The sequence below is a fragment of the Mucilaginibacter sp. UR6-11 genome (assembly GCF_020880695.1).
Lineage (GTDB): Bacteria > Bacteroidota > Bacteroidia > Sphingobacteriales > Sphingobacteriaceae > Mucilaginibacter.
Genome location: NZ_JAJIWO010000007.1, coordinates 96,077 through 121,292 on the forward strand (window position 1 = coordinate 96,077; position 25,216 = coordinate 121,292).

General features: G+C 47.5%; 19 protein-coding genes and 1 tRNA gene. 15 read left to right on the top strand and 5 right to left on the bottom strand.

Annotated features, from left to right (window positions below; translation table 11 throughout):
• The first annotated feature begins 72 nt into the window (after positions 1-72).
• The 4 genes from LJ658_RS15970 (at position 73) to LJ658_RS15985 (ending at position 3,551) form a co-directional block, all read left to right on the top strand.
• Positions 73-309 (top strand): cytochrome b5 domain-containing protein, encoded by a 237-nt coding sequence (locus LJ658_RS15970; protein ID WP_230547536.1) that lies wholly within the window; start codon positions 73-75, stop codon positions 307-309.
• A 134-nt stretch (positions 310-443) separates the two neighbouring features.
• Entirely contained in the window at positions 444-1,232 is a 789-nt protein-coding gene (locus LJ658_RS15975) for a hypothetical protein (protein ID WP_230547537.1), read from the top strand.
• A 136-nt stretch (positions 1,233-1,368) separates the two neighbouring features.
• On the top strand, positions 1,369-1,953 hold the full coding sequence (locus LJ658_RS15980; RefSeq protein WP_230547538.1) for an RNA polymerase sigma factor: 585 nt from the start codon (positions 1,369-1,371) through the stop codon (positions 1,951-1,953).
• Complete coding sequence (locus LJ658_RS15985; protein WP_230547539.1) at positions 1,950-3,551, top strand: porin family protein; 1,602 nt, start codon at positions 1,950-1,952, stop codon at positions 3,549-3,551. The genes LJ658_RS15980 and LJ658_RS15985 overlap by 4 nt, the downstream gene beginning before the upstream one ends.
• A 63-nt stretch (positions 3,552-3,614) precedes the next feature.
• Here the strand turns inward: LJ658_RS15985 and LJ658_RS15990 are convergent, their stop codons facing one another.
• Positions 3,615-4,532: a PfkB family carbohydrate kinase gene (locus LJ658_RS15990; protein ID WP_230547540.1), complete on the bottom strand. Its 918-nt coding sequence runs from the start codon at positions 4,530-4,532 to the stop codon at positions 3,615-3,617.
• A gap of 208 nt (positions 4,533-4,740) precedes the next feature.
• Between LJ658_RS15990 and LJ658_RS15995 the strand changes: the two genes are divergently transcribed.
• Positions 4,741-4,817: transfer RNA gene (locus tag LJ658_RS15995), tRNA-Asn, on the top strand.
• On the opposite strand, the gene LJ658_RS16000 is transcribed toward LJ658_RS15995, so the two are convergent.
• Positions 4,780-5,517: a zinc ribbon domain-containing protein gene (locus LJ658_RS16000; RefSeq protein ID WP_230547541.1), complete on the bottom strand. Its 738-nt coding sequence runs from the start codon at positions 5,515-5,517 to the stop codon at positions 4,780-4,782. The two genes, LJ658_RS15995 and LJ658_RS16000, sit on opposite strands and share 38 nt — an antisense overlap.
• Before the next feature lie 301 nt (positions 5,518-5,818).
• On the opposite strand from LJ658_RS16000, the gene LJ658_RS16005 reads away from it, so the two are divergent.
• Positions 5,819-6,316: a J domain-containing protein gene (locus LJ658_RS16005; protein ID WP_230547542.1), complete on the top strand. Its 498-nt coding sequence runs from the start codon at positions 5,819-5,821 to the stop codon at positions 6,314-6,316.
• A gap of 123 nt (positions 6,317-6,439) precedes the next feature.
• Here LJ658_RS16005 and LJ658_RS16010 read toward each other — a convergent pair whose 3' ends face one another.
• Genes LJ658_RS16010 through LJ658_RS16020 form a run of 3 tightly spaced genes read right to left on the bottom strand, consistent with a single transcriptional unit; the run spans position 6,440 to position 9,687 of the window.
• Complete coding sequence (locus LJ658_RS16010; protein WP_230547543.1) at positions 6,440-7,459, bottom strand: site-specific integrase; 1,020 nt, start codon at positions 7,457-7,459, stop codon at positions 6,440-6,442.
• Positions 7,446-8,435, bottom strand: a complete 990-nt coding sequence (locus LJ658_RS16015; protein ID WP_230547544.1) for a tyrosine-type recombinase/integrase — start codon at positions 8,433-8,435, stop codon at positions 7,446-7,448. The genes LJ658_RS16010 and LJ658_RS16015 overlap by 14 nt, the downstream gene beginning before the upstream one ends.
• Positions 8,428-9,687, bottom strand: a complete 1,260-nt coding sequence (locus LJ658_RS16020) for a site-specific integrase (protein ID WP_230547545.1) — start codon at positions 9,685-9,687, stop codon at positions 8,428-8,430. The genes LJ658_RS16015 and LJ658_RS16020 overlap by 8 nt, the downstream gene beginning before the upstream one ends.
• An 832-nt stretch (positions 9,688-10,519) precedes the next feature.
• On the opposite strand from LJ658_RS16020, the gene LJ658_RS16025 reads away from it, so the two are divergent.
• The 9 genes from LJ658_RS16025 (at position 10,520) to LJ658_RS16065 (ending at position 25,173) form a co-directional block, all read left to right on the top strand.
• The gene (locus tag LJ658_RS16025) at positions 10,520-11,116 is read left to right on the top strand and encodes an RNA polymerase sigma factor (protein WP_230547546.1); all 597 of its coding nucleotides are present in this window, start codon (positions 10,520-10,522) and stop codon (positions 11,114-11,116) included.
• 67 nt (positions 11,117-11,183) lie between these two features.
• On the top strand, positions 11,184-12,311 hold the full coding sequence (locus LJ658_RS16030; RefSeq protein ID WP_230547547.1) for a FecR family protein: 1,128 nt from the start codon (positions 11,184-11,186) through the stop codon (positions 12,309-12,311).
• A gap of 200 nt (positions 12,312-12,511) precedes the next feature.
• Entirely contained in the window at positions 12,512-15,979 is a 3,468-nt protein-coding gene (locus LJ658_RS16035; protein WP_230547548.1) for a SusC/RagA family TonB-linked outer membrane protein, read from the top strand.
• A gap of 10 nt (positions 15,980-15,989) precedes the next feature.
• Entirely contained in the window at positions 15,990-17,354 is a 1,365-nt protein-coding gene (locus LJ658_RS16040; protein WP_230547549.1) for a RagB/SusD family nutrient uptake outer membrane protein, read from the top strand.
• A gap of 147 nt (positions 17,355-17,501) precedes the next feature.
• Entirely contained in the window at positions 17,502-18,827 is a 1,326-nt protein-coding gene (locus LJ658_RS16045) for a TlpA disulfide reductase family protein (RefSeq protein WP_230547550.1), read from the top strand.
• Positions 18,824-21,025, top strand: coding sequence for a zinc-dependent metalloprotease (locus LJ658_RS16050; protein WP_230547551.1), 2,202 nt, complete (start codon positions 18,824-18,826; stop codon positions 21,023-21,025). Before LJ658_RS16045 ends, LJ658_RS16050 begins: the two co-directional genes overlap by 4 nt.
• Positions 21,022-21,477, top strand: coding sequence for a protein-disulfide reductase DsbD domain-containing protein (locus LJ658_RS16055; RefSeq protein ID WP_230547552.1), 456 nt, complete (start codon positions 21,022-21,024; stop codon positions 21,475-21,477). The genes LJ658_RS16050 and LJ658_RS16055 overlap by 4 nt, the downstream gene beginning before the upstream one ends.
• Positions 21,422-24,070: a M1 family metallopeptidase gene (locus tag LJ658_RS16060; protein WP_230547553.1), complete on the top strand. Its 2,649-nt coding sequence runs from the start codon at positions 21,422-21,424 to the stop codon at positions 24,068-24,070. Before LJ658_RS16055 ends, LJ658_RS16060 begins: the two co-directional genes overlap by 56 nt.
• 50 nt (positions 24,071-24,120) lie before the next feature.
• Positions 24,121-25,173: a metallophosphoesterase gene (locus LJ658_RS16065; protein ID WP_230547554.1), complete on the top strand. Its 1,053-nt coding sequence runs from the start codon at positions 24,121-24,123 to the stop codon at positions 25,171-25,173.
• Positions 25,174-25,216: the final 43 nt, after the last annotated feature.

A 25,216-nucleotide genomic window follows, 5' to 3' on the forward strand; every position in this document is an offset into this window, starting at 1 on the left:
TCTGTTCCGCTCACGCAAAGTGGAACACCCCCTGATAACCAACTTAATTTCGTAAAAAGTATATTTGCCAACATGACTGACCTGCCCGTATATACCAAATCACAACTGGCCCTGCGCAACGGGCAGGACAAGCCCGAGGTATGGATAGCCTACAAAGGGCTGATCTATGATGTTACCCGCAGCCGCCTCTGGCGCAACGGCAAACACTATGAGCACTGGGCCGGCCAGGACCTTAGCCACGAGCTTGGCGACGCACCGCATGATGAATGGGTGTTTAATAATTTTGATGCCATAGGCAGATTGGGGTAATTTAGCTTACACCTGCAGCCATAAGTTTACCCCCGGGCAACCAAATTCTCTTTTGTGCTCGCACCCAACGTTTCCGGTCGCCGGGACGATGATGCTATAAACAGGATTTTTCAAACAAATTAAAAAACAACATCATGAAAAACTTAGCTTATGTATCATTCGCCCTTTTTATGCTGATAGCATTGATAGAAGGGTGCCAAAAAACACAGGGAGTAAAACCGGGCGAAATTGTCGCCAGCAAAACAACCGTAAAATATAACGAACCCGATACCCTGGTTTTACTGGGTGCTGATAACGACTCGGTGAAATGGGGCGTTACTCCATCAGGCTTTAGCCAGATCCATGCCGTGGGTAACAAAGCGGTTATTCAATTTTTAAAGGCGGGTACCTATACCGTAAGCGCGGCAAGCAATGACGGCGCGCCGGCTACCAGGGCAATTACGGTATTAGATGTTAACTATAATCCACCGGTAACTGATAACCCTGCGCCACCGGCCGACCCTGCATTTACACATATCCCGGTTACGGGTGATATTGTGATTACGCCAACCTATTTTAAAATGCCACACGGCGATTCAACCTATTTTGTGCTGACAGCTCAAACCAGTAACCCTTACCCGTGCGGCAATAGCAGCTTAAACACCAATCAATCTCAAACCAACAACAATTACATCTTAAATATTCCGGATATTATACAGCCCAATGCCGGGCAATGCGCGCTGCCTAATACACCGTTAAAACGGATCGTCGCTTTTTACCCACTGGTGGCTTCGCCAATAACGCTGGGTACAACCTACCCGCTAACCATCAAAGTTGGTAGTACAACCTATACCGGAGTTATAACCTTTAATTCGACTTATATGGATATCGTCTGGAACTATACTTCGGGGGTAACCATGTCGGCCACCCATATCACACTTTAAAACTGATAATTACAGGAGATTGGTTACTAAATCAATTGCCGATCTCCTGTATATTTAAAAATATTTTTCGGACCCAACGTTTACTAAACTTTCTGCGAAGAGTTATTAATCAAGGCACTTCAGGAATGAATTTTGAATGAATCTATCTAAAAGCCAAACAGAAAAACTGGTAAAAGGCTGTATCAATAATACCCGGACGGTGCAAGAGGCTTTGTACAAGCTGTTTTATGCCGATATGCTACGGGTATGCTGTAGCTATTTGCCCGATAAAGAGCTTGCTAAAGAAGCCTTAAATACCGGCTTTTTAAAGGTATTTAAATCCATTGAAAATTTTGATATTGAGAAAGGCGAATTAGGGGGATGGATAAGAAAGATCATGATATTTACCACCATTGACCTTTGCCGGAAGGAATTGAAATTTAGTTCGCTAACCCTGGATGAGCAGGACCAGGATGATTTTTTTATCTCGCCATCTGTCCTGGAGAAATTGTATTTCGAAGATATTTTATCCCATGTCAGGCTGCTGCCCTATGCCACACAAACCGTCTTCGGCCTGTATGTGCTTGACGGATATACCCATAAAGAAATAGCCGGACAATTAAATATAAGCGAAGGCACATCGCGCTGGCATTTGGCAGAAGCCCGGCGAAAATTAAGAGCCCAATTTGAACCACCGGCAAAAAAAGATCAGGCAACAGAAAGGAGTGACAAAGCAAAATGAGAAATTCAGAACAATACCTCGGGCTTTGGCAGCAAAAACGCAATGAGTTACCGATCAGCTATGATGTACAGGCTGATTGGGCCGATATGCAGCAGCTTTTAGATCAAAACCTGCCGGTTAATGATCCGGCCGGTAATACCAACGCCGGTGCACAATTAGCTCATCTGGTTAGGTTTAAATTGCTGTATGCTGTTATTGCCCTGCTTTTGGCGGGAGCTTTAACTTACCTGATCGTACATCATCGCGCAGCAACAAAATATAAAGAACCTGTAAAAACCGGGATGAAACATGCCCTAGCAAAAAAGGACATTATCCCGCCGGACAAGCTACGGCAGGACAAGCTGCAGGCGGCAGATTCTGCAGTAGCCACTAGCAAAAATGCCACAGCCAGCGGCAATCATTTAAATAAAATTAACGCTGATAAAACCGGTAATTCATCAAATAACGATGCACCAAACTTAAAAAATACAGCAGCAGCTGATGACCGCAGGGCAGCTAACCCCGGTGTAAATAGCAAAGTATTATCCTTAAATGACAGGTTAAATAATAGTTCGCGGCTACTTTATAATCCGGCACCGTCATCAACCGGAGGATTTAAGCGTTTAGGGCACGTTAAGAGGCCCAGTACATCATCCAAATCCAATCAACGTACCGGAGAAAGATTGTATAACAGAACCGCCGGTCAGCCCGGAAATTCGTATAATTTACCGCAGCGACCGGGAAGGCTAACAGCAAAAAATACAGATACCCGTTTTTCAGCTGACAGTATACAAGCGCAAGAAATCATATCGCCATCATCAACGCTGTTAACTTCGGGCTGGGATAACAGTGCAATAGGCCTTATCTCGAAAAATTCTGACGTTGTTAACAAAACACTTAAACCAGCCACCGCAAAATCTGCCAACAAAAAAACACCTTCAAAAAAACAAACCGCATCAACAAACACTGGTTTTGACTGGGGGCTACTTGCCGGAGTAAATACGTCGGGTAGTTTTACAACTAAAAGCCAGAACAAAAATATCTATGGCAGTTTACCTGTAGATGTCTATAGCGGGTTATTTGCCACCTATAACCTTAGTAACAAATGGGCTGTTAACCTGCAGACAAGGTTGTTAACCCCGCATAAAGTAAGCGGCGGTTATAGCCATACCAATGACAGCAAGAAAGACACCGCCCAAAATTTGCAGATAACTGATTCGCGCAAGGTTTACACCGCTGATATACCGTTACAGCTGGTTTATAAGGTTACCGGTATTCTTAATATTAAGGCAGGACCGGTGCTTACCCTCCCCTTAAAACAGGTCAATGGGGTGAGCACATTTACCACAAAAACCCGTAAAGACAGCACAGGATACTATAACACCGTGACCGATGCAATAAACAATACCGGCTTTGATAAAAAGGTGCGTTTCGGGGTATCAGCCGGGATCGGGCTAAATTATAAACGTTTATTATTTGAGGCCGGTTATTATTATGGCCTGCAAAGGCTGAAAATAAGCTCGTCGCTGGGCAGCTATACAGCTAACACCGGCAGCCTGCAATTTACCATTGGCATTAAACTCAATAAGAATAAAAAAACAGGCCCCTCTTTGCCATAACAATAAAGGCGGACCAGGTAAATAGTCCGCCTTTATTAATTATAATATATAAGGTTTCCAATCTTATTTAAGCTCGAAAGAAGACAACTGAACAAACTGCTGTACACGTTCGGCTACTTCTGCATCGGTAAGGTTTTTGATTTTTTCGGTGCCAAATTTCTCCACGCAGAACGACGCCAGCGCCGAACCGAAGATGATGGCATTTTTCATATTATGGAAGTTAACCGTGCCAACTTTAGCCATATAGCCGATAAAACCACCGGCAAAGGTATCGCCGGCGCCTGTCGGGTCAAATACTTCGGCAAGTGGCAATGCCGGGGCCGAGAAGATCTTATCCTCATGAAACAATAACGCGCCGTGCTCGCCTTTTTTTATGATCAGGTATTTTGGACCCATGGTTAAAATTTTACGGGCCGCCTTAACCAACGAATATTCGCCTGATAACTGGCGCGCTTCGGCATCGTTGATGGTTAATACGTCTATCAGTTTGATGGTTTCCAGCAAATCGTTCATGGCAATGTCCATCCAAAAGTTCATGGTGTCCATTACAATCAGTTTAGGGCGGTTTTTAAGGCGTTTAATAACCGTTTGCTGCACTTGTGGGGTTAGGTTACCCAACATCAGATAATCGCAGTCCTGATAGCTTTCCGGAATGATGGGGTCAAAGTCAGCCAACACGTTTAATTCAGTTACCAGCGTGTCGCGGCTATTCATATCATTATGATACTTACCGCTCCAAAAAAAAGATTTCTCTCCTTTTTTTATTTGTAATCCTTCGGTATTAATACCGTGATTGTTAAAGTCGGCTATTTCGCTTCCAGGAAAATCATCACCTACAACAGCAACAATTTTTATATTTTCGTAAAAGTAAGAAGCGGCCAGGCCTGCATAGGTTGCAGCGCCGCCAACTATTTTGTCTGTTTTACCAAAGGGGGTTTCAATAGCGTCAAACGCAACAGTACCAATAACTAATAAACTCATTTAATATTTATCTTTTTTGCAAAGATTGTAAAATTACCCCAGTAATCATACCTATTGCAATACAAACCTTAATTGCCGGCGGACATGGGAATATAGCACCGGCCGCAAATTAAACTAACTCATATTTAATGTTTTACATTTTTTTTTAAAAAACATTGTGAAATAAGTATAGAAATGATACTTTTGCACACTCCAAACGGAAAATGATTCCTGAGTAGCTCAGCTGGTTAGAGCATCTGACTGTTAATCAGAGGGTCGCTGGTTCGAGCCCAGCCTCAGGAGCCAGAATGGGCAAGCACGTTTTACGGTCGCTTGCCCTTCTTTTTTTCTCCCGTAACGAGCTGTTAATCTGATAGATAAGTTGGAACAAAAAGTCAACCTTAGCGGTTCGATGTTGCAAATTTTCAAAAGTGAATTTTTCGGGGTACATCGAACCAATTACCTCTCTTTGAACGTAAGTATCAAAATTAGAGTAGATTACATCTATTTGGGTCAACTTGGTAATGGCCTTATCTAACAAACGCTCTACCTCTACCAGACTAACCGCGGTAACAGGTGCTTCAGCAAGTTTAGCCTCTAAAACAGCGATCCGATGTTCACTTTCTGTTTTGATAGTTTTATAGTCGGAACCATCCAAGTCTCCAGTCAGTAATAATTCCCTCGCTTTTGTAATGCGATTGCTCAGTTCTGTTATCTCAACTATATAATTGGTTTTGTTTTGTGTTTCACCTTTTGTGGCATCTATGTAAGCGTCCATTATCGCGATTTTAAAGACATCTTTTGAATCTTCATTGAGGACATACATTTTCAATTCATCGACAAATGCTTTGTTAACTTCTTCGGCTTTCTTACGGTAGCCACAAGCAGACGAGCAGTGGTAATAGTAATAGTAGTTATTACGTCCTTTGGATGCGCTACCACATAAAATACGGTTACATTGCGTACAATGTAAGAACCCTTTTAACGGCAGCATAGCAGGCGACATTATGGTTAATTTGATTTTTCGCTTCTTGCCAACCAAATATTTTGGGATGGTTATGCACAACAGTTAGCAACAGATAACCCCACAGTCTTTCAGTTTGAATTTAACGAATTTCTAAATACTTACCATTATGAAAACTGATAAAATCTTCTTACTGGTGAAAATCACAATAAGAACCAAGTACCCAAACATCCATGATGCCATAAAGGAACTGCAAGAGGAAACCGATTATCATTTCGGCAGTACGAAAAATGTGGAGGTATTAAAAACGGAAATAATCAAGTTGAAAACTAAAAATTAGAGCATGAAATGGTTTAATGAGTGTGGGACACTTGAGGAAGTCAAGGCGACCTACAAAAAACTGGCAAAGCAGTATCACCCCGATTTGGGGGGTGATACGGTTACCATGCAGGAAATCAACAAAGAGTATGCTTTTGCCTCTGCCAAAGCCATCAAAGGGGCTAATTTATCCGAGGAAGAAACGGAAAACGAAATATTATCGTCCGAAGCGTACCGTAACGCTATTGAGAAAATCATCCATTTAGAGGGCATTACGATTGAGTTAGTAGGTTACTGGCTTTGGTGTACCGGCAACACCTATCCTGTAAGAGCCACGCTAAAGGATGCGGGTTTCTTTTTTGCGCCTAAAAAATTAGCCTGGTATTTCCGTACAGCCGAGTATAAAGTTTCAAAAGGTGGTAAAAAATCGCTGGATGAAATTAGGAGCAAATACGGTAGCGAAGTCTTAAATGATGAAAAGCCAAAGCGCAATTATATTAATCAAAAAACCTACAAGCCATGAGTTATATAGTGATTGAGATGTTTGGTGGACCCTTATGTAAACAAAACGATTATGTAAAGTATTAACCATTTGTAGCTTTTTTATTCACTATTTGATGGGATTTACTTTACATAATCTTTTGAGCTAAAAGCTATTCAACCATTCTTTAAGTTCTGAGTTCCCTATCCATATTGGATCGGGCGCTTCGGCGGGTTTAACATTTACGTATGCTTTTTCAAGAGCTGCCCTCTTTAGATTAGCATCGGCTCTCGCGTAAGTTTCGGTAGATTGTACCGAAACATGACCCAGGATGTCCCGAATGTATACCAGATTTATTCCCGCTTGTAAAAGATGCATCGCTTTCGAATGCCTTAAGGAATGGCAACTGATTTTTTCAGGGATTAGGTCAGGTGTTTCTTCCCGGGCTTTCTTTACATATTTAAGCAATATATTGGTAACACCTGCTCTTGTTAGCTTTTGATGATAACTGTTAGCAAAAAGAGGGTATTGGTTTGCGAAAGGTTCGAGTAATTTCCGTTCAGCCATATATTGTTTTAGTATGTTAACCTGGTCATCCAAAAGTGGAACAACCCGACTTTTGTCTCCCTTACCTTTCAGCAGTATGGTAGCCGGTTTATTAAAACGGATAACTGCCGGCGTAAGATCAATGATCTCTTGAACACGGGCACCCGTATCGTACAATAACGATAGTAGTGCAAGGTCGCGCCTGCCTTTCTTGGTGCTCACATCAGGTTGTTTTAATAGCAGCCGGATGCCATCAATTGTAAGATAACTCATCAAAGGTTTATTTACTTTTTTGATCTGTATGGACATGATTTGCTGATACTCATATAAAGCATCCGGCCGCTGGTATTGCACATATTTAAAGAATGAGTGTATCGCACCAAGTCTTTGGTTTCTTGTTGCTATGCTTGAGCCTCTTTGCGATTGCAGCCAGTCGAGGAACTCTACGATCAATTTTTTTGTTATTGATGTAAGTTCCAGTTTTTCCGGCTTGATCCGTTTTTCACGTTCTATAAATGTTATTAATAGAACAAATGTATCGCGATAGGATACGACGGTGTTTGAACTTAACCCTCTTTCATGGGTCAGGTACTTTGTAAAAAAGTCCGTCAGGTGTTTGGAGAAATCAGTTGGTTTCATGGTCAAGGCGGGGGAAAACGTTAAAAGTTAACATGTCGATATTTTTAATCAGGCCGGGGTACATCTCGGCGGTCAACCTTACATACAAGTCGGTTGCTTTGAGGGATTGATGGCCAAGATATGTGGAGATAATAGGTAATGAACAATAAAGATCCATTCCTTCATCAATCATCTTTGCCAAAGCATGGCAGGCCGTTGTATGCCTTATATCATGAATTCTCGGCCCCGAATGATTGTGAGAACCACCAGTAAAAGCTATTCCCGCCTTCGTTAATACCCTTCTGTACCAACTATAAACAACAGCCCGATGACAACGCTCACCATTCATCTTTACAAAAAAGAAAGTGTCTCCAGAGGTTTTGATCGGCATTTGGCCTCTATACTCGTACATTTTGCAAGCCCGCGCCAATGAGTCCGACAGCGGGAGATTACGTTCAAACCCGTTTTTATTGTCTTTGACGATAATATAGTTATCGATGAGATTGAAGTCTTTATTTCTCAGGTCTAATGCTTCATTTATACGTAACCCCGTACCATATAGGAACCTTATCAAAATTGGCATAGCGAACACGGTAGAGTCCATTACCTTATCTTTTGTGGCCAGCTTATCACACGCCATAAAGATGTTTTCCATTTCAATTTTTGAAAACACATAAGGGTTAAAGTTTTTGCGGTATTTGGGCAGCATTCTTATAAATGAACGGATATTGATGTTGCACAGGTAAGAAGAAAGTTGATTGAGGCAAACGCACCGGCTATAGCGATAGGTCTCCGATTCGCAGCCTATTCGCGCACACCATTTATCAGAAAGTTCTTTGGATATACCAACATTAGTTTCACCTTCTTCAATGGTAAACCGGTCAAAGTAGGCTAATAATCTTGCCTCCCTGTCATATTTGTAACCAACGCTTCTCTTGAAAGCTATCAATTGCTCGATATAACTGGCGTAGATACCGTGATATGTTATTTTAAGCATAGAAGTATCCCCCTTTCTGTGTATAAAACGACCCAGACACCATCGGCACCTCTAATGCACAATGCCGGAGTGATTTCAGATCGATGCGTAGGTAATACCTGCTCGTGGTTTCACTGGACTTGTGTCCCAGAATTTCAGAAATGACTGGCAGGGTGGTTTGACTTTCAAGCAGCAGCCCGGCCAAACTATGTCTAAGCGCGTGAGGGCCACTTTTCTTATGTCGGATATCGATGTCTGCACTTGCAAAGATCCTTTTAACATTTGAAGAAACCGAACTTGCCATTAGTTCTGTATATGGTGAAAGAGATATCAGAAAAATATATTGGCTATTTGATTTTGGTCTGCCATATCGCAAGTAATCAATGATGGCATTTCCTACTTCTGGTAAGAGGGGTAATTCCACCGGCCTGCAAGTTTTATACTGCATCAACTTAATCGTGTTTTGCGTCCAATCGATGTTATTGAACTGAAGTTTAACTATATCGGATGCCCTTAACCCTAACTTTGCCGCCAATAATATGATCGCATAATTGCGTTTGCCAGTTGCCGAAGCTCTATCAATGGAGTCCAACAGCTTTTTTATTTCGTCAGCGGTATAACTTGATGGTCGCTTTTTATGCGAGTTATAACCGCTTTTAGGGATGACCTTGGAATAATCTATATCAAGTATTTGCTGTTTGTATAAGAAGTTAAAAAAGCCTCTGATAATAATAATGGCTCTGCTTGCTATTGACCAATTTTCTGATTTGAAGCTTTTGAAATACATCAAGAGGTGCAGTTCATTCACCTCTTTTATTGACTGAACATTGTGCTGGGTTAAATAATCAAGCAATTTAGATAGGTAATACCTGTCATAAGAGATAGTCCTGGGGGCAAACCTTTGAGATATACGGTCAGCAATATAGCCCATCATAACCTCCCCAATAGACCCACCCAGTGCAGCGGGGATTTCTTTTGCTCTTAAAACTCGTCCTGTCTCCTGGAATTCAATGAGATCCCTAATGACCCTCAAGAGCGTTCTTTCATAGGGCTTTAAGTTTTGGAGGTCTTTATCTGCAAATAGGAAAAATAAATAATCCTTACATACAGCCGCATCTACCAACTCGATTTTATGATCTAAAAGATACCTCGCGAAGTTATTCCAATACCAGCGGTGACACTGAACCGTACTATCCGCGAGTTTGCGTACGCCCGTCATGTAAACTTTGAACTCACTTGTTAAGTCTTCTAATTTTTTTGGTTTATCATTCATAAATACAATATTTTGTTAGGGCAACATCGCCCATCATCAAAAATATTGTACATGATTATGTAAAGAAAAAAGGGGGAGTTCTAAATCAAGGAATTGATTTTCAAATACCTAAATACAAATGTTTACATAATCGTTTTATTTACATAAAGGCCCTTATGTAAAGCTTTGCATAAGGCGCGGAGTACGCTATCATCGCAACTGATACAGACGGTAATAATTTAGTATTCGAAAACCGTGAAGATGCCGAAGCCGAGGCGTCCGATTGCCAAGACGGATTGGTAGTTGAAATTTAGTCGCAAGTCCAAAATCGCCCGCTGTTGCTCCGCAACAGACGGGCGTTGCTGCCGCAATTAAAGTGTGTTTAAAATTCACCATGTTGAAATTTCTGAACACCTTAAATAAAAAAAACGACACGACTATTGACTTTTTTCGCCAGAATTTCTTGCCTCATATTTTTGCAAAATGGCCTCTACAATCGCCAAGAAGCCAGAAATGTGTTCTAATATTTTAACGCTGTCAGTACAATTTGGCTTACCTTATGTTCAACGTATGTTGAACATAAGGTTTTTTAATATGGGGCTGTTTATGCTGTTCGCCACAATTACAATTAGTCAGCCATAATCTTATGGTCAATTTTAATTTGCTCTTATTTTGCCGCAATTCGAGGAGCCTTTTTTTATTAATTTTCAGGATATTATGAGCGAACGCCGGATTGATCGTTGCTGTTCGACACATATCATCTTTATATGTGAGAGGATGCCAATTGCTGATATTTGTTAAATTTCAATTAGTTAGCTAATATTGGTGATTATTCTTCCTAATTTTACAACAGATGATCCCCATCATGGCATATGGCACTTACACGGACAATGAATTGGCCGTTCTTTTAAAGGGCGGGGACCAGGATGCCTTTACGGAAATCTATAACCGTTTTTTTGGCTTATTATATATCCATGCCTGCAAACGTTTAAAAAGCGATGAAGAAGCCAAGGATATTATACAGGACCTTTTTGCTGCTCTTTGGAATAAAAGAGAATCGTTGCAATTCGGTACTGAACTGGCCTCCTATCTGTACGCTGCGGTAAGAAACCGGATCCTGAACCTTGCCGCGCGGTCGGGTATTGAATCGCGTTATATGGGAACCTTGAAAGACTTTACCGGAACAGAGCAGGTTCAAAGTGATTTTCAAATCAGAGAAAAACAGCTTACCCAGATTATTGAAAGGGAAATTGGCAATCTGCCTCCAAAAATGCGGGAGATCTTCCTGATGAGCAGGACGCAGGGCTATAGTCACAAAGAAATCGCGGAGCAACTCAATATATCTGAGCATACCGTGAGAACACAAGTAAAGAACGCTTTGCGGATCCTGCGTACAAAGCTTGGACTTCTGCTCTATGTTATTTACCTTTTAAAAACTTTTCAAAAATAAATCTACCCTATCCCCCTTAGTAGTTTGTTTATATAGTTAGGGATGTATAGTTCATACGCCGACTATTATGCAAGAAAATTTTGATAACAAGCTATTAAGTAAATACAACAGCGGGCAATGCACCGACGAAGAAAAGGCGACGGTGGAAAGCTGGTACCTATACTGGAAAGACCGGCGACCGGCACCCTCGTTTCAGAACATTGAAGCTGCCAAAGCGGAAGTATGGGCAGCCCTGCCTATAAATAAGAAAATAACCAGGCCGCTTTTCAGCATGGTAAAATTAACCACAGCCGCGGCTATTTTGATCTTCCTGGGGCTTGGAGGCTATTTTATCTTAAAAAAGCAGCCCGAACCGCGAATAAGCCGGACCCAGCCGCACGATATTGCGCCGGGCAAAAACCAGGCTACACTGACCCTTGCAAACGGCCGGAAAATTGCACTGACCAAAAGCCTGAACGGATTGCTGGCGCAACAGGGCAATACCTCGATTCGTATCAATTCAGGGAATGCCCTGGTGTATACGGCATCCGCTAACGAAGATCGTCAAACTCAGTATAATACGCTTTCGACCAGCCGCGGCGAACAGTCGCCTTACCCTCTGGTATTTGCGGACGGCACCAGGGTCTGGTTAAATGCCGAATCATCCGTTACTTATCCGACTGCTTTTACCGGTCAGGACAGGACCGTAAAAATAACCGGAGAGGCCTATTTTGAAGTGGCTCATCAAACAGCAAAGCCGTTCCGGGTGATCTGCAATGGCCAGACTGTGGAGGATATAGGAACCCGTTTTGATATCAATGCCTACGCGGATGAACCCAATATCACCACTACTTTGCTGGAGGGCGCCATACGGGTTTCAGCAGGCGGACATCACCGGATTTTAACGCCGGGGCAACAAGCCGTAACCGGTAGCAGTCATCAAATTGAACTGGCGAAGAACGCCGATATGGAACAAGTTTTAGCGTGGAAGGAAGGCCGCTTCATCTTTATCGGTGAAAGCCTGGAAAGCATCATGCGGAAAATTTCGCGGTGGTATAATGTGGAAGTGGTCTACCGGTCCCAACCGGCACAATTGTCGTTTGACGGCAGCGTTTCTCGTGCAAAAAATATTTCCGCCGTACTTGAAATCATGAAATCAACCGGCAATGTTCACTTTGAAGTTCAGGGAAGGAGGATCATGGTAACAACACGCTAGACCCTCCTGGGTTACCATTGAAAAAAGCCAGGAGTGCTGCAAACACTCCCGGCGGTCGTTCGGGCTACCCGTTAAATAAATTTTACGACAAGCATTAAATAACTCAAACCCAAACATTCAAATGTATGAATTTTTACGCTTTTAATTACAGGGGGCGCTCTGCCGTTCTCCGGAAATTCCTGCGGATTATGAAGATTACTATGCTCCTTCTTTTAGCAGCTATACTGCATGTCAGTGCCGCGAGTTTCGCGCAGCAGGTATCCCTTAGAGAAAAAAATGAACCACTGAAGAAAGTCCTGCGGGATATTCAGCAGCAAACCGGTTATGATTTTTTTGTCAATTCCGCTTTATTAAAAGACGCCGCTTTGGTGACCATTGACCTGAAAAATGTCAGTATCGAGTCCGCTCTCTCCAGTATTTTCTCCAAACAGCATTTAGATTATCTCATCAAGGAGAAGACAATCATTATCAGGCTGAAGGAACCGGGTTCCTCAAGCCCAAAGTCCACTACCCCGCCCGCAGACGTTGTCCCTCTAAACGGCAAAGTCACCGATCAGCAGGGCAATCCGCTGCCCGGGGCTACCCTAACCGACAAAATTACCGGGACAATTGGTATTACCGGGCAGGACGGCTTCTTTCATGATCTGCCCGTTAACCCTACAGATACCCTGAAAGTATCCTATGTAGGTTATCTGACGCGTACGATCGCGGTTGCAGAACTATTACGTTCGGCAAAGCCGATGGTGACTATTATCCTGCAAACTGACGAGGTGAAACTCAGTCAGGTGGCTGTTGTCAGTAACGGCTACCAGGAACTGCCCAAGGAAAGGGCCACCGGCTCTTTTGATTATGTTAGCAACGGCCTGCTGAACCGTAGCGTTTCCACCAATATCCTGGACCGGCTAAATGGCGTAACCAGCGGTATCTTATTCAACACCCGCAATCCGGGCTATAATATCGGTGCATCACCACTGAATATCCGCGGTACTTCTACCATTTTCGCCAATAACCAGCCCCTGGTGGTCGTCGATAATTTCCCTTATGATGGGGACCTGAGTATGATCAACCCCAATGACGTTGAAAATGTCACCATCCTTAAGGACGCCGCGGCCTCTTCCATTTGGGGCGCGCGTGCCGGTAACGGCGTGATCGTAATCACCACCAAACGTGGCAGGGTAAACCAGCCGCTGCATATATCATTCAATACCAATGTGACCGCCAGCCAGCGCCCGGATCTTTTTTATGACCCGACCTACCTGCCTGCTACGGATTACATTGATGTGGAACAATATCTCTTTAAACAGGGCTATTTTGACGGCACACTCGGCTTAGGTGCCTATGCACCGGTATCCCCGGTGGTTGATATCCTTAACCGCGAACGGAACGGGTCTTTATCTGGGGCTGATGCGGGTACGCAGCTTAATGCTTTGCGTAATGTGGACGCAAGGACGCAATTGAGCAAATATTTTTACCGCCCGGCCGTCAACTGGCAAAACGCGCTGAGCCTAAGTGGCGGCAGCGACAAGGCCACTTACTTTTTTTCCGCCGGTTATGACCAGAACCGGCAGAACCAGGCTGGCAGCAGCGACAGTCGGATCACCATTAATTCCCAGAACACCTTTACACCTGTAAAAAACCTCGAGATCACAGCCGGGATCGCTTATACCGAAACCCGCAGCGATGCAGATGACTCACTCTTCCCAACGCTTAACATTATCTATCCTTATACGCAGCTGGCCGACGCGACAGGCAACCCCTTGCCGGTGGTAGCCAGGGCAGGACAAGCGGGCTACAACCCCTCTTTCCTCGGGACCATACAAAATAACGGATTTTTGGATTGGTCATTTTCACCGCTGGACGAACTCCGGCGCAAACTGAAAACACAGACCTATAAACAATATGATACCCGCGCGCAGGCCGGCATTAAATATACCCTGGTTAAGGGCCTGGCCGCCGAGGTGAAATACCAGTATGAGCGCGGCAGCGGTAATTTGGATAACCTGGCCCTGCAGGATAGTTATTATGCCCGTAACCTGATCAATACCTATAGCATAATCGACCCCAGCGGCAATGTAACCGGTTATAATATGCCCCTTGGAGGTGTTCTTAATAAACGCGACAATACCCTTAACATTCAGAACGGCCGGGCGCAGCTAGATTATAATTACAGCGGCGGGAAAAGTGTTTTGACCGCCATTGCCGGTGTGGAGGCCAGGGAATTCAGTACAGCCGCAGGTTCCAGTACTTACTACGGGTATGACCCGACTACGCTGATCTCTCAGCAAATCAATTCCTTCACGTATTTTCCGATCAATCCAACGGGAAATTACCTCTCGCTGCCAGCATCACAGGGGGCCTTGTCAGGCGCCGATAACCGTTACCGTTCCTATTTCAGCAATGCTGCCTATACCTATGAGGGTAAGTATACGCTTTCGGGGAGTGCCAGGATCGATCAGTCCAACCTGTTCGGCGTTAAAACCAACCAGAAATCCGTGCCCCTGTGGTCTGTGGGTGGCAAATGGGACCTGGACAAAGAGACATTTTATCATATGGACTGGCTGCCCAGGCTTAAGCTTAGGGCTACTTATGGTTTTAGCGGAAATATCGACAACAATATTACCGCGGTTACAACGGCCATATTTACACCGGATTATGACTTCAATGGCAGGGCGTACACTGAGGGGGGCATCAATTCCGCCGGAGATCCTGAACTGCGCTGGGAAACTATCGGCATGCTGAATCTTGGTCTTGATTTTGCGCTGCGTAATGAGGTCATCTCCGGCAGTCTGGAATATTACCGCAAGAGCGGCAGCGGCCTGATCGGTGACACCTATGTTCCTTCCAGCACCGGTTATACCCAGTTCCGGGGTAATTTTGCCGATATGACCGGCCAGGGCATCGACCTGCAGCTTAACTCGGTTAATGTAAGCGGCAAATTCCGCTGGACAAGCAATCTGCTGCTGAGCTATACCACCGACAAGGTGACTAAATATAACGGCCCCCCGTCCAGCACAGGGTTGAGTATCGTTGTAGACCGTCCTTTGGGCGGGGTATACGCCTATGCCTGGGGCGGGCTCGACCCGGCCAACGGCAACCCGCGGGTTTATCTGAACGGCGTTTTGACGGAGGACTATAATACCCTGATCGGGGTGCCGGTAAAGGACCGGAAATACGTGGGTCCGTCTTCGCCGCCCTGGTTTGGTTCCATCCGTAATAATTTCTCTTACCATGCATTCTCGCTGTCGGCTAACATTACGTATGCCTTTGGCAGCTTTTTCCAGCGAAGCGCCTTGAGCTATGCTAACCTGTACAGTGGTGCCGGGGCAAACAAGGAGTGGCTCAACCGTTGGCAGCAGTCCGGAGATGAAGCCCATACCAATGTACCCTCTATGGTCTACCCCGCTGACCCGGCCCGTGATGGCGCTTATGCAGGGTCCACGGCGGTGGTAGATAAAGGCGATATTGTCCGCCTCAGGGATATCAGCTTCGGGTACACGCTTGACAAAACCAGGCTCCACAACCCGCCCTTCAGTTCGGTACGCTTTTACCTGTATGCCAATAACCTGGCCATTTTATGGCGGGCCAATAAAGACGGGCTGGACCCGGATTTCCTGACTGGCATCCCCCAACCGCGCACTTTATCCCTGGGTATGAATGTTAATTTTTAAAACGGAATTTATGAAGATCATGAAAACGAAACTTTTGATAATACTCTGCCTTTTTGCGCTGGCAGAGACGTCTTGTAAAAAAGACTGGCTGGATGCCAAGACCAACAAAAATCTGGTCGTGCCGGTGAGTATAACCGATATGCAGGCCCTGCTGGATAATTCCGGGACCTTTATTTATGGTTCGCAGCCAACACTCGGTGAGCAAGGATCGGATGATTATTATCTCTCTGATGCGCTGTTGAACAGCAGCTATGCCGACGACCACAATGCTTATCTCTGGGCGAAGCTGATCTTCTCCAGTGATGACTCCGCCGACTGGGACCGCCTATACCAGCAGGTCTATTACGCCAACACCGCCCTTGACGGCCTGGAAGCCATCAAGCCGGACGCAGCCACCCAGGCCAACTGGAACGTCGTCAAAGGCGAAGGTTTGTTTGACCGTGCCTGGGCATTTTCTAATATAGCCGGTATATTTGCCCCTCCCTACAGCATCGCAAATGCGGCAAAACCAGGTGTTATTTTACGCCTGAGCTCCGACATCAATATCAAAACCGGGCGGTCGACCGTACAGCAGACCTATGACCAGATTACTACCGATCTGCTGACCGCCGCACGACTGCTTCCGGTGACCCAGCAAGTACAAACCCATATCCGCCCTGACCGTGTGGCTGCTTATGCGCTTTTGTCCCGTGTTTACTTAGGTATGCAGCAATTCGGCAAAGCCAAACTGTATGCGGATTCCTGTCTGCAGCTCAATAGCGCGCTGATGAATTTCAATACACTCAACCCGGCCAGTTCCCGCCCGATCCCCATGACCAATGTCGAGATTATTTATTTTGCCTCATGCGCTTTGGTCCAGGCTGTAAGATTCAGCAATCCAGACCCGGGCTTATACGCGTCATATCAGCCTAACGACCTGCGAAAAACGATCCTGTATAACAGTACTCCGGCGAATATTACCTTCAAGGGAAGCTATACACAAAGTATTTTACTTTTTGGGGGACTGGCAACCGATGAGGTGTATCTCACCCGAGCGGAATGTGAAGCCAGGGCCGGGGATAAGGACGCAGCGATGGCCGACCTGAATACGCTTCTGGTCACCCGGTTCAAAACCGGCACCTTTGTGCCCCTGACCGCCGTTTCGGCAGATGATGCCTTGGGCAAGGTACTGGCCGAACGCCGCAAGGAACTGGCCTACCGTACCACGCGCTGGATGGACCTGCGCCGGCTGAACCTTGAGCCCCGTTTTGCCGTTACGCTCCAGCGTGTGGCGAACGGGCAGACCTATACATTGCCGCCAAACGACGACCGGTACACGTATCCCTTACCTCAAAACGAATTATTATACAACGACGTGCAGCAGAATCCAAGATAAAGCAGCCCTGTACCACGAATTTTAAAAAACGTTAAAAGGCACCTCTGGCTTCTGCCAGGGGGACTTTTGACGCGCTAAAACGCCGAATTTTTAACCGAAATAATAACGGCAATGCTGCTTCCGGCGCATTGCCAAAAATTACAAACGATGAACCTAACATTAAAAACCAGTATAAGGACCACCCTAATAGGTGTTGCCGCATTAATTATTGCCCTGTCGGCACAGGCGCAGGGCATTGGCGTGGGGCAGCGTTGCCCGGATGTCACGATCGCCCACCTGATCAATTACCCGCAAAAAAGCGCCCGGATCAGTGATTTTAAGGGCAAATTACTCATTCTCGATTTCTGGGCGACGACCTGCGCGCCCTGTGTTGCCTTTATGCCGCAGGCGGATTCCCTGCAAAAATCATTTGGCGGCAAACTGGTGATCCTGCCGGTCGATAACGAAACCGGAGCGCTTGCCGGGCCGCTGCTGGAAAGGATCCATAAGCGCTATCATTTCCTGCCGGCCTCGGTGGTGGAAGATTCATTGCTGGGCAAGCTATTCCCGCACAACAGCATCCCCCACGAGGTGTGGATCGACGGGGACGGCGTTGTCCGGGCGATCACCGGTTACGAAGAAGTCACCGCCGCCAATATCACGGCCATGTTAGCCGGGCAGGCGCCGAAAATGCACCAGAAAAAAGATACGCCCCACCTGCACGTCGATGATACCAAACCCGTGCTGTTTGGCGGCCAGGGCGTGCAGGTAGGCCCGCAAAACCTGTTGTTTTGCTCGATGATGACGCGGTATCATGATGAATTGCCAGGATTCTACGCCTTCGATCCCAACCGCATCACCGTCGTGAACAATACCATTTTGAATATGTGCAAGGCGGTCTGGGGCCAGGGCCGTACGGAATTCGTCGATAACCGGATCATCGTAACAGCGGAGGACAGCACTGCGGTTGATTACCCGCATTCCTGGTTTAAGCGCATGGACAAATGGGATGAGTGGAAATGGAACCACCTGTTTTGCTACGAGCTGATCGTCCAGGACCCGGCGCTTTACCCGCAAAAATGGGAACTCGCGCGGCAGGAGGTCAGTAAATTCCTCGCCCCGATGGGCATCACCTGCCGGATGGGGAAGAAGCGGATGAAATGCTGGGTCTTAAAACGTACCTCAACTATAGATAAGCTGCATACTTCCGGCGGCACGCCACATACGGATAGAGATTTGTACCACATATCGCTGCATAATGCCGCCTTTGATAACAGTTTCTGGGCGCCGGTACAATTTTATTATGCCCAGGCTTCGCCGCTGCCGCTGGTCAACGAAACAAGCATGACCAACGAAATGATCGATATGGAACTGGAATGCAAAATGACCGATGTCGCATCGATCAGCCAGGCGCTGGCCAAATATGACCTGGCCTTTGTACAGGAGGAAAGGGACCTGGATGTGATCCTGATCGATCAGCATAAAATAAAATGAACAGGGCATTAAGACTCTTCCTGCTCCTGGCGTTTTTCGTGCCCGGAAAGGCGGCATTTTCGCAACAGGAAAAAGCCGATAGTGTTTCCCTGACCCCATACCTGGTAGATGCCTCGCTTTTCAGCGTTTACCACCGCGGGGACGCCTGTTATTTTAAGATCCCGCTGCAGCTCCTGGGAAAGGAAATGCTGGTGCTAAAACCCCTGGGCAGCTTATTTAAGCAAGACAACGTTTTTACCTGGACCCGGGCCGGCGATTCGGTACAAATGCGTGTCCGCGAGGCCTCACGGCGGGTGCTGGGCGCCGATTCCATTGGAGCGCAGCGGCACTGGTTCCGCAGTTTTAAAATAGCATCGGAAACCTCGGGTTCCTGTATCATCAATGTCAGCCCGCTCTTTGACAAACTGCCCGGCTGGGAGGCGGACACCCCGCATTATTTTGTCTTGCTGCCGGAAAGGCCAATGCAGCCCAGGTTATGCGATAACCGGCTGGGTTTTTTCCACCGTTGGTATCCCACGGATAAAAAAGAACCAACGCCCTATTTGAAAATGATCGAGCGCTTCCGTTTGGAAAAGAAATTCCCGGGGGCAAAGCTATCGGTGCCGGTTAGGCCGATCGTTTTTTATATGGTTCCTGAAACGCCGCGGAAATGGCAGCTGTATATCAAACAGGCTGTGGAAGACTGGAATACCGCCTTTGAAAAGGCCGGATTTAAACGTGCGATTCGCTGCGAACTGTCCACCAGGGCACAACAGGCCGGCTGGAAATCCATGCCGGTACCGCCCTGCATCATTCAATGGTTGCCCGATGAGGGCGCCTCTGGCACACATGTGATTGATCCCCGGAGCGGCGAGGTGCTGTTCTCCCGGGTCACAGTAGGCGGCTCGTCCCTTATTGATAATGAAAACTGGTACTTTATCCAGGCTTCGGCTAGTGACCCCAGCGCCAGGAAACTGCCTTTGCGGGATGAGCTGCAGGGGCGGATGCTCCGTTATACTGTTTCCCACGAAATAGGGCATGCGCTCGGCCTCGACCATAATTATAAAGCCAGTTCAGTATACACGATAAAACAGCTCAGAAACCCGGCATTTACAAAAAAGCACGGCATTGAGGCTTCGATTATGGATTATGGGCGCCTGAACTATGTGGCGCAACCCGGTGACGGCGCCGCCCTTTTTCCAGTGATCGGGCCTTATGACTGTTTTGCAATTGTCTATGCTTACCGCCGGCTTCCGCTGGCCAAAGATCCGGTAAATGAATGGCCGGCGCTCGGGAAAATGCTCTCCAGACAGGATGCTGAGCCCAGGCTTCGATTCAGCCTGGGCTATAACTGGTATGGCAATGACCGCATTTCTGATCCTTCCGCTATTGAAGAAGACCTCGGCGACGACCACCTGGAGGCGTCCCGGCTCGGCCTGTTAAATTTAAAGCGGGTCATGGGGTTTATAGGTTCCGCAACTGCCGATAAGGTGCTGCTCAAGGAAAAATATATTCAGTTGCTGGAAGAGCGGGCATACCTGTTGAAGCATGTTGCCGCGCTGATCGGTGGGCAGTATGAGCCCAATAATCAAATCCGCCACAACGGGTCCATTGTTTACCGGAAAGTATCTGCAAGGGTACAGCGGCGGGCTGTTGCGTTTTTATTGACCCAGGCTTTCGGTGACCATCAGGAGTTTTTCGCGCCGCCGTTTTTGAAACGTATAAAAAATGTACGGGTGCGTTCCTGGCCCGGAGTAATGGGCACAGAAAATGCGGAGGCAGCTAATATTTGCGCAGAACTGTTCACGCAAAAAACGATACTGTATGATTTCCTGGATAAATCCAATCTACTTGCAGACCACCAGATTGCAGGGTATAGCTATGCGCAAATGATCGGGGACCTGCAACAGGGTATTTTCAGCGAGCTCGGCCAGTCCCGCGCCATGGTTTCCCCCTCACGCGCAGAACTGCAGTTAACCTATATTGATATGACCTGCAAACTGCTACAGATGCCTGATAAGGTTGCCTTTAGTAAGGTCTCTGAGGGCACATCGGCACAATGGAAACGGCTCATCTGCGCTTGCCTGGCCAGCCTCTCCGCCAAGATTGGCGCCAGAATAGGCGCGCTTAAAAACCCCGCTACCAATTCACATTTCGAACATTGCCGCGCTGAAATCGATAAGGGGCTTCAGTCAGCCGCACAAAAAAACAACTCATGAAAAAAATAATGATCTTATTGGTCTTCACGCTGCTGGCCTGCCGGCTCCGCGCCCAGGTTTTGCAACCGGTGCACTGGAGCTATGCGGCCAAAAAGACCGGGAAAAATGAAGCGCTGATTCTTCTGAAAGCGACAATAGACGAGGGCTGGCACATCTATGCTGCCGACCAGCTACCGGGAGGGCCAGCCAAAACCAGTTTTAACTTCACCGCTGCGGCTGAATTCAGCCTGGCCGGAAAAATAAAGCAACCCACTCCCCTAACCAAATATGAAAAGGCTTTTGAACTGCAGGTACGCTATTTTGAAAAGTCGGTCATTTTTGAACAGAAAATAAGCCTGCGTCAAACCGGGGGAAAGCCGGTCGTTGTCAAAGGCAAGTTGAATTATATGGTCTGCAATGACCACCAGTGTCTTCCGCCGGAAGAGGTCACCTTTACTATACCTGTCAACTGATATGCGGATTTTTAAGCTTATCATTATGCTCATTTTGGGCGCCTCGTTAGTTGACGTTCATGCCCAGGCACCGGCCTATGACCCTCATCAGGTATTTGTGCCGGTATTTTATCCCCCCGTTAACGGTGCCTGCCGAACCGCAGGCGGCGCCCCCGGCCCCCGCTACTGGCAAAACCGCGCCGATTATCTGCTAAAGGTAAACCTGGACACCGGGCGGCACCGCATCAGCGGTACTGCTGTGATCACCTATGTCAATAACAGCCCGGACCGGCTTGACTTTTTATGGCTGCAACTCGACCAGAATATCTACCGGCGTGATTCCAGGGGCGAAGCGACCAGCCCGGTAGCCGGCGGCCGCTTTGCGGTGAATGCGTTTACCACAGGTGATGAGGTGAAGGGCGTTTACCTCCTCGGCAGGGGGAAGGCTGAAAAAGCAGATTACTGCGTCAGAGACACCCGCATGCAGGTCAGGCTCCAGAAGGCTTTGCGGCCGGGCAGTAAGATCAGCATTAAAGTGGCCTATGCCTTTAACATACCGGCCGAGGGCAGCGACCGGATGGGCCGGACTATGACCAAAAACGGCTGGATATACGAGGTCGCGCAATGGTACCCCCGCATGGCGGTCTATGATGATGTCAGCGGTTGGAACGTGGTGCCTTACCTGGGGGCTTCAGAATTCTACCTGGACTACGGTGACTTTGATTATACCATTACCGCGCCTGCGGGCCTGGTTGTGGCCGGTTCGGGGGAATTATTAAACCCGGCTGAAGTGTTGACGCCTTTATTCCTGCGCCGCCTGGCAGCGGCAAGAAACAGCGACCGAACGGTCATGATCCGGGATACCACTGATCTTAGCGGGCCTTCGGCTCACCCGCACCGGACCAGCCTTAGCTGGCATTTTTTATGTAAGAACACGCGGGATGTATCCTGGGCTGCTTCAAAAGCTTTTTTATGGGATGCGGCGCGCATCAACCTGCCCGGCAGGAAAAAAGCGCTGGCCCAGTCGCTCTACCCGGTAGAAAGCAGGGGGATAAACGCCTGGAGCAGGGCCACTGAATATACCAAGGCGGCGATCGAACTTTATTCCGGCAAATGGTTCAGCTATACTTACCCCCTTGCGACCAGCGTTGCGGGCGGGGCGACGGGGATGGAGTATCCAGGTTTAGTCTTTTGTGACCGCTTCAGCCAGACCCATTTCCTGTGGAACGTGATCAATCATGAATTCGGCCATAACTGGTTCCCGATGATCGTGGGTTCCAATGAGCGTAAATATGGCTGGATGGACGAAGGGCTGAATACCTTTATCAATAAGCTGGATACCCGCGATTTTAACAACGGAGAATATGATGCGGTCAAGGACCAGCATAAAGCGGCCCCGGCGCTATTCCCGGCAGACGACGAGGCGATCATGAACAGCCCCGATGTATTGCAGGATGACCATATCGCCAGCGACGTGTACAACAAGCCTGCGCTCGCGCTGTCGATCCTGCGGGAGCACGTGCTCGGGCAGGACCGTTTTGATTACGCCTTCCGGGCCTATATCCGCCGCTGGGCCTTTAAGCACCCAACCCCCTGGGACTTTTTCCACACGATGGACAATGCCGCGGGCGAGGACTTGAGCTGGTTCTGGCAAGAATGGTTTTTTACGACCATGAAACTCGACCAGGCAATTAAAGAGATTGCCTATATAGGCGATGATCCTGCAAAAGGCGCGATGATCACCCTGGAGAACCTGGGCGGAATGGCTTTGCCCGTTACCCTGGCGCTGCGACAGGTAAACGGTAAAACCGATACTGTACGCTTACCTGCGGAGATCTGGCAGCGGGGCGGGACCTGGACATTTTATTTCCCATCGACCGTTATGATCAAATACGCGGTGCTGGATCCCGCACATGAGTTGCCGGATATCCGGCCTGAAAACAATGACAGGAGCGGCGTCCGGACGCCTGCGGGCCTGACTGCGGCGACCGTGGTCAACAACTACCTGGAAGCCGTCGGGGGCCGCGAAAAACTGAAAACGATTAAGCAGCTGGCCGTCACCTCGGCCTGTGCTTCGGGCGGGCTGGAGCGGCTCAGGATGGATCTTTACCGGCAGCCGGGCATTTTTTTGCAGAATATAACGCTGCCCGCCTCGCACCAGCTTAACATCCAGCACCTGGCCATCAGCGGGGACAGCTTGGTGCTCAGGCGCATGGGTTACCCGGTTGTATTAACGGATTCCGCAAAAGAGTCGCTCCGGGCTAACTACCGGCTGTTCCCGGAACTTGATTTTGGTAACAAGGATTATACCCTGAAGCTGGAGCCTGTGCTGCAGATCCTTGGTGACCGCTTAGCATACCTGGTGCTCGTCAGGTCCCCACAAGGGGCGCTCACCCGCTATTTTTACGATCGGGAATCCGGATTGAAGATCAAGCAATACCCCATGGCTGCTGATGGTACGGCCATGGAATGGGGCGACTACCGCGATATAGGCAACGGGATCAAATGGCCATTTTATGAGAAAAACACGAATGTCGTGCAAAGCGTCAGCGAATATAAAGTAACCCAGGTAGTCATCGGCGGCGGTGACCTTAGCAATAAGCCAATCAAATAATATAATCATTCATGAAAGTCTTTCTCTATCTGATCCCCTTCTTTTGTCCGTTGGCAGCCGCACAAGCACAAACCGCTGATTACCTGACCGATGGCCCCTACGTGTTTTATAGGCAGGGAACGGTCGCCACCGAAAACATTGTCACCGGCGGCACCGCAAAACGACAAACAGCACATTTCCCGGAAAAGGAAAAAACTAACCGGTTATTACAGGTGCACCTGGACCGGCATCCGGATTGGGATTTCACCGTCAGGTTGAAAGACAGCATCAGACCCACCCCGTCCGAAACTGCCGGGGCGGATCACTATTTGCTGCTGTCGGATATCGAGGGAGAGTTCGAACCTTTCCGAAACTTATTGCTGGCAGCAAAAGTGATAGACAACCGCTATCGCTGGACTTTCGGCAAAGGCAAATTAGTCGTGGCGGGCGATCTGTTCGACCGCGGGCGCCAGGTCTGCCAGTTCTTATGGCTGTTGTACAAACTAGAAGATGAAGCCGCGCTGAAAGGGGGCGCAGTCGAAGTGATCCTGGGTAACCATGACCTGATGAACTTAAGCGGCGACCTGCGTTACGTTGATCCGGCCTATCTCGCCAGTGCGGCATTGATCGGTAAACCCTATACTGATCTTTATGCCGCGGACACTGAACTTGGCCGCTGGCTAAAAAGCAAAAACACAATCGAAAAGATAGGCGACCTGCTGGTTACCCATGGCGGTGTTTCCCCCGCTGTCCTGAACAAGCGGATGAAACTGGCAGACATCAACAGCCAGTGCCGGCCTTATTACGACAGCCCGCCGCAGGACCTGCCGGATCAGCTGAAAGTTTTCTTTGGACAGGATGCCTTGTTTTGGTACCGGGGTTATTTCCTGGAACCATTGGCCACGCAGGAAATCGTGGACAGCACCCTGTTTTTTTATGGCTGCAAAAAGATCGTGGTTGGGCATGATATTGTGGATCATGCCGGTTTGTTTTATGAAAATAAAGTGGTAGCCGTAGATGTGAATGAACACGATGGAGTTCATGAGGCGATCTTAATAGCAAACAAAAACTATTACCGCATGAACGACAAGGGTGATAAAATAAAGTTGGCGGCACCTTTGTAGCAGGCTGCGGTCATCTTTTCATGACCCGGCACAGCCATACCTT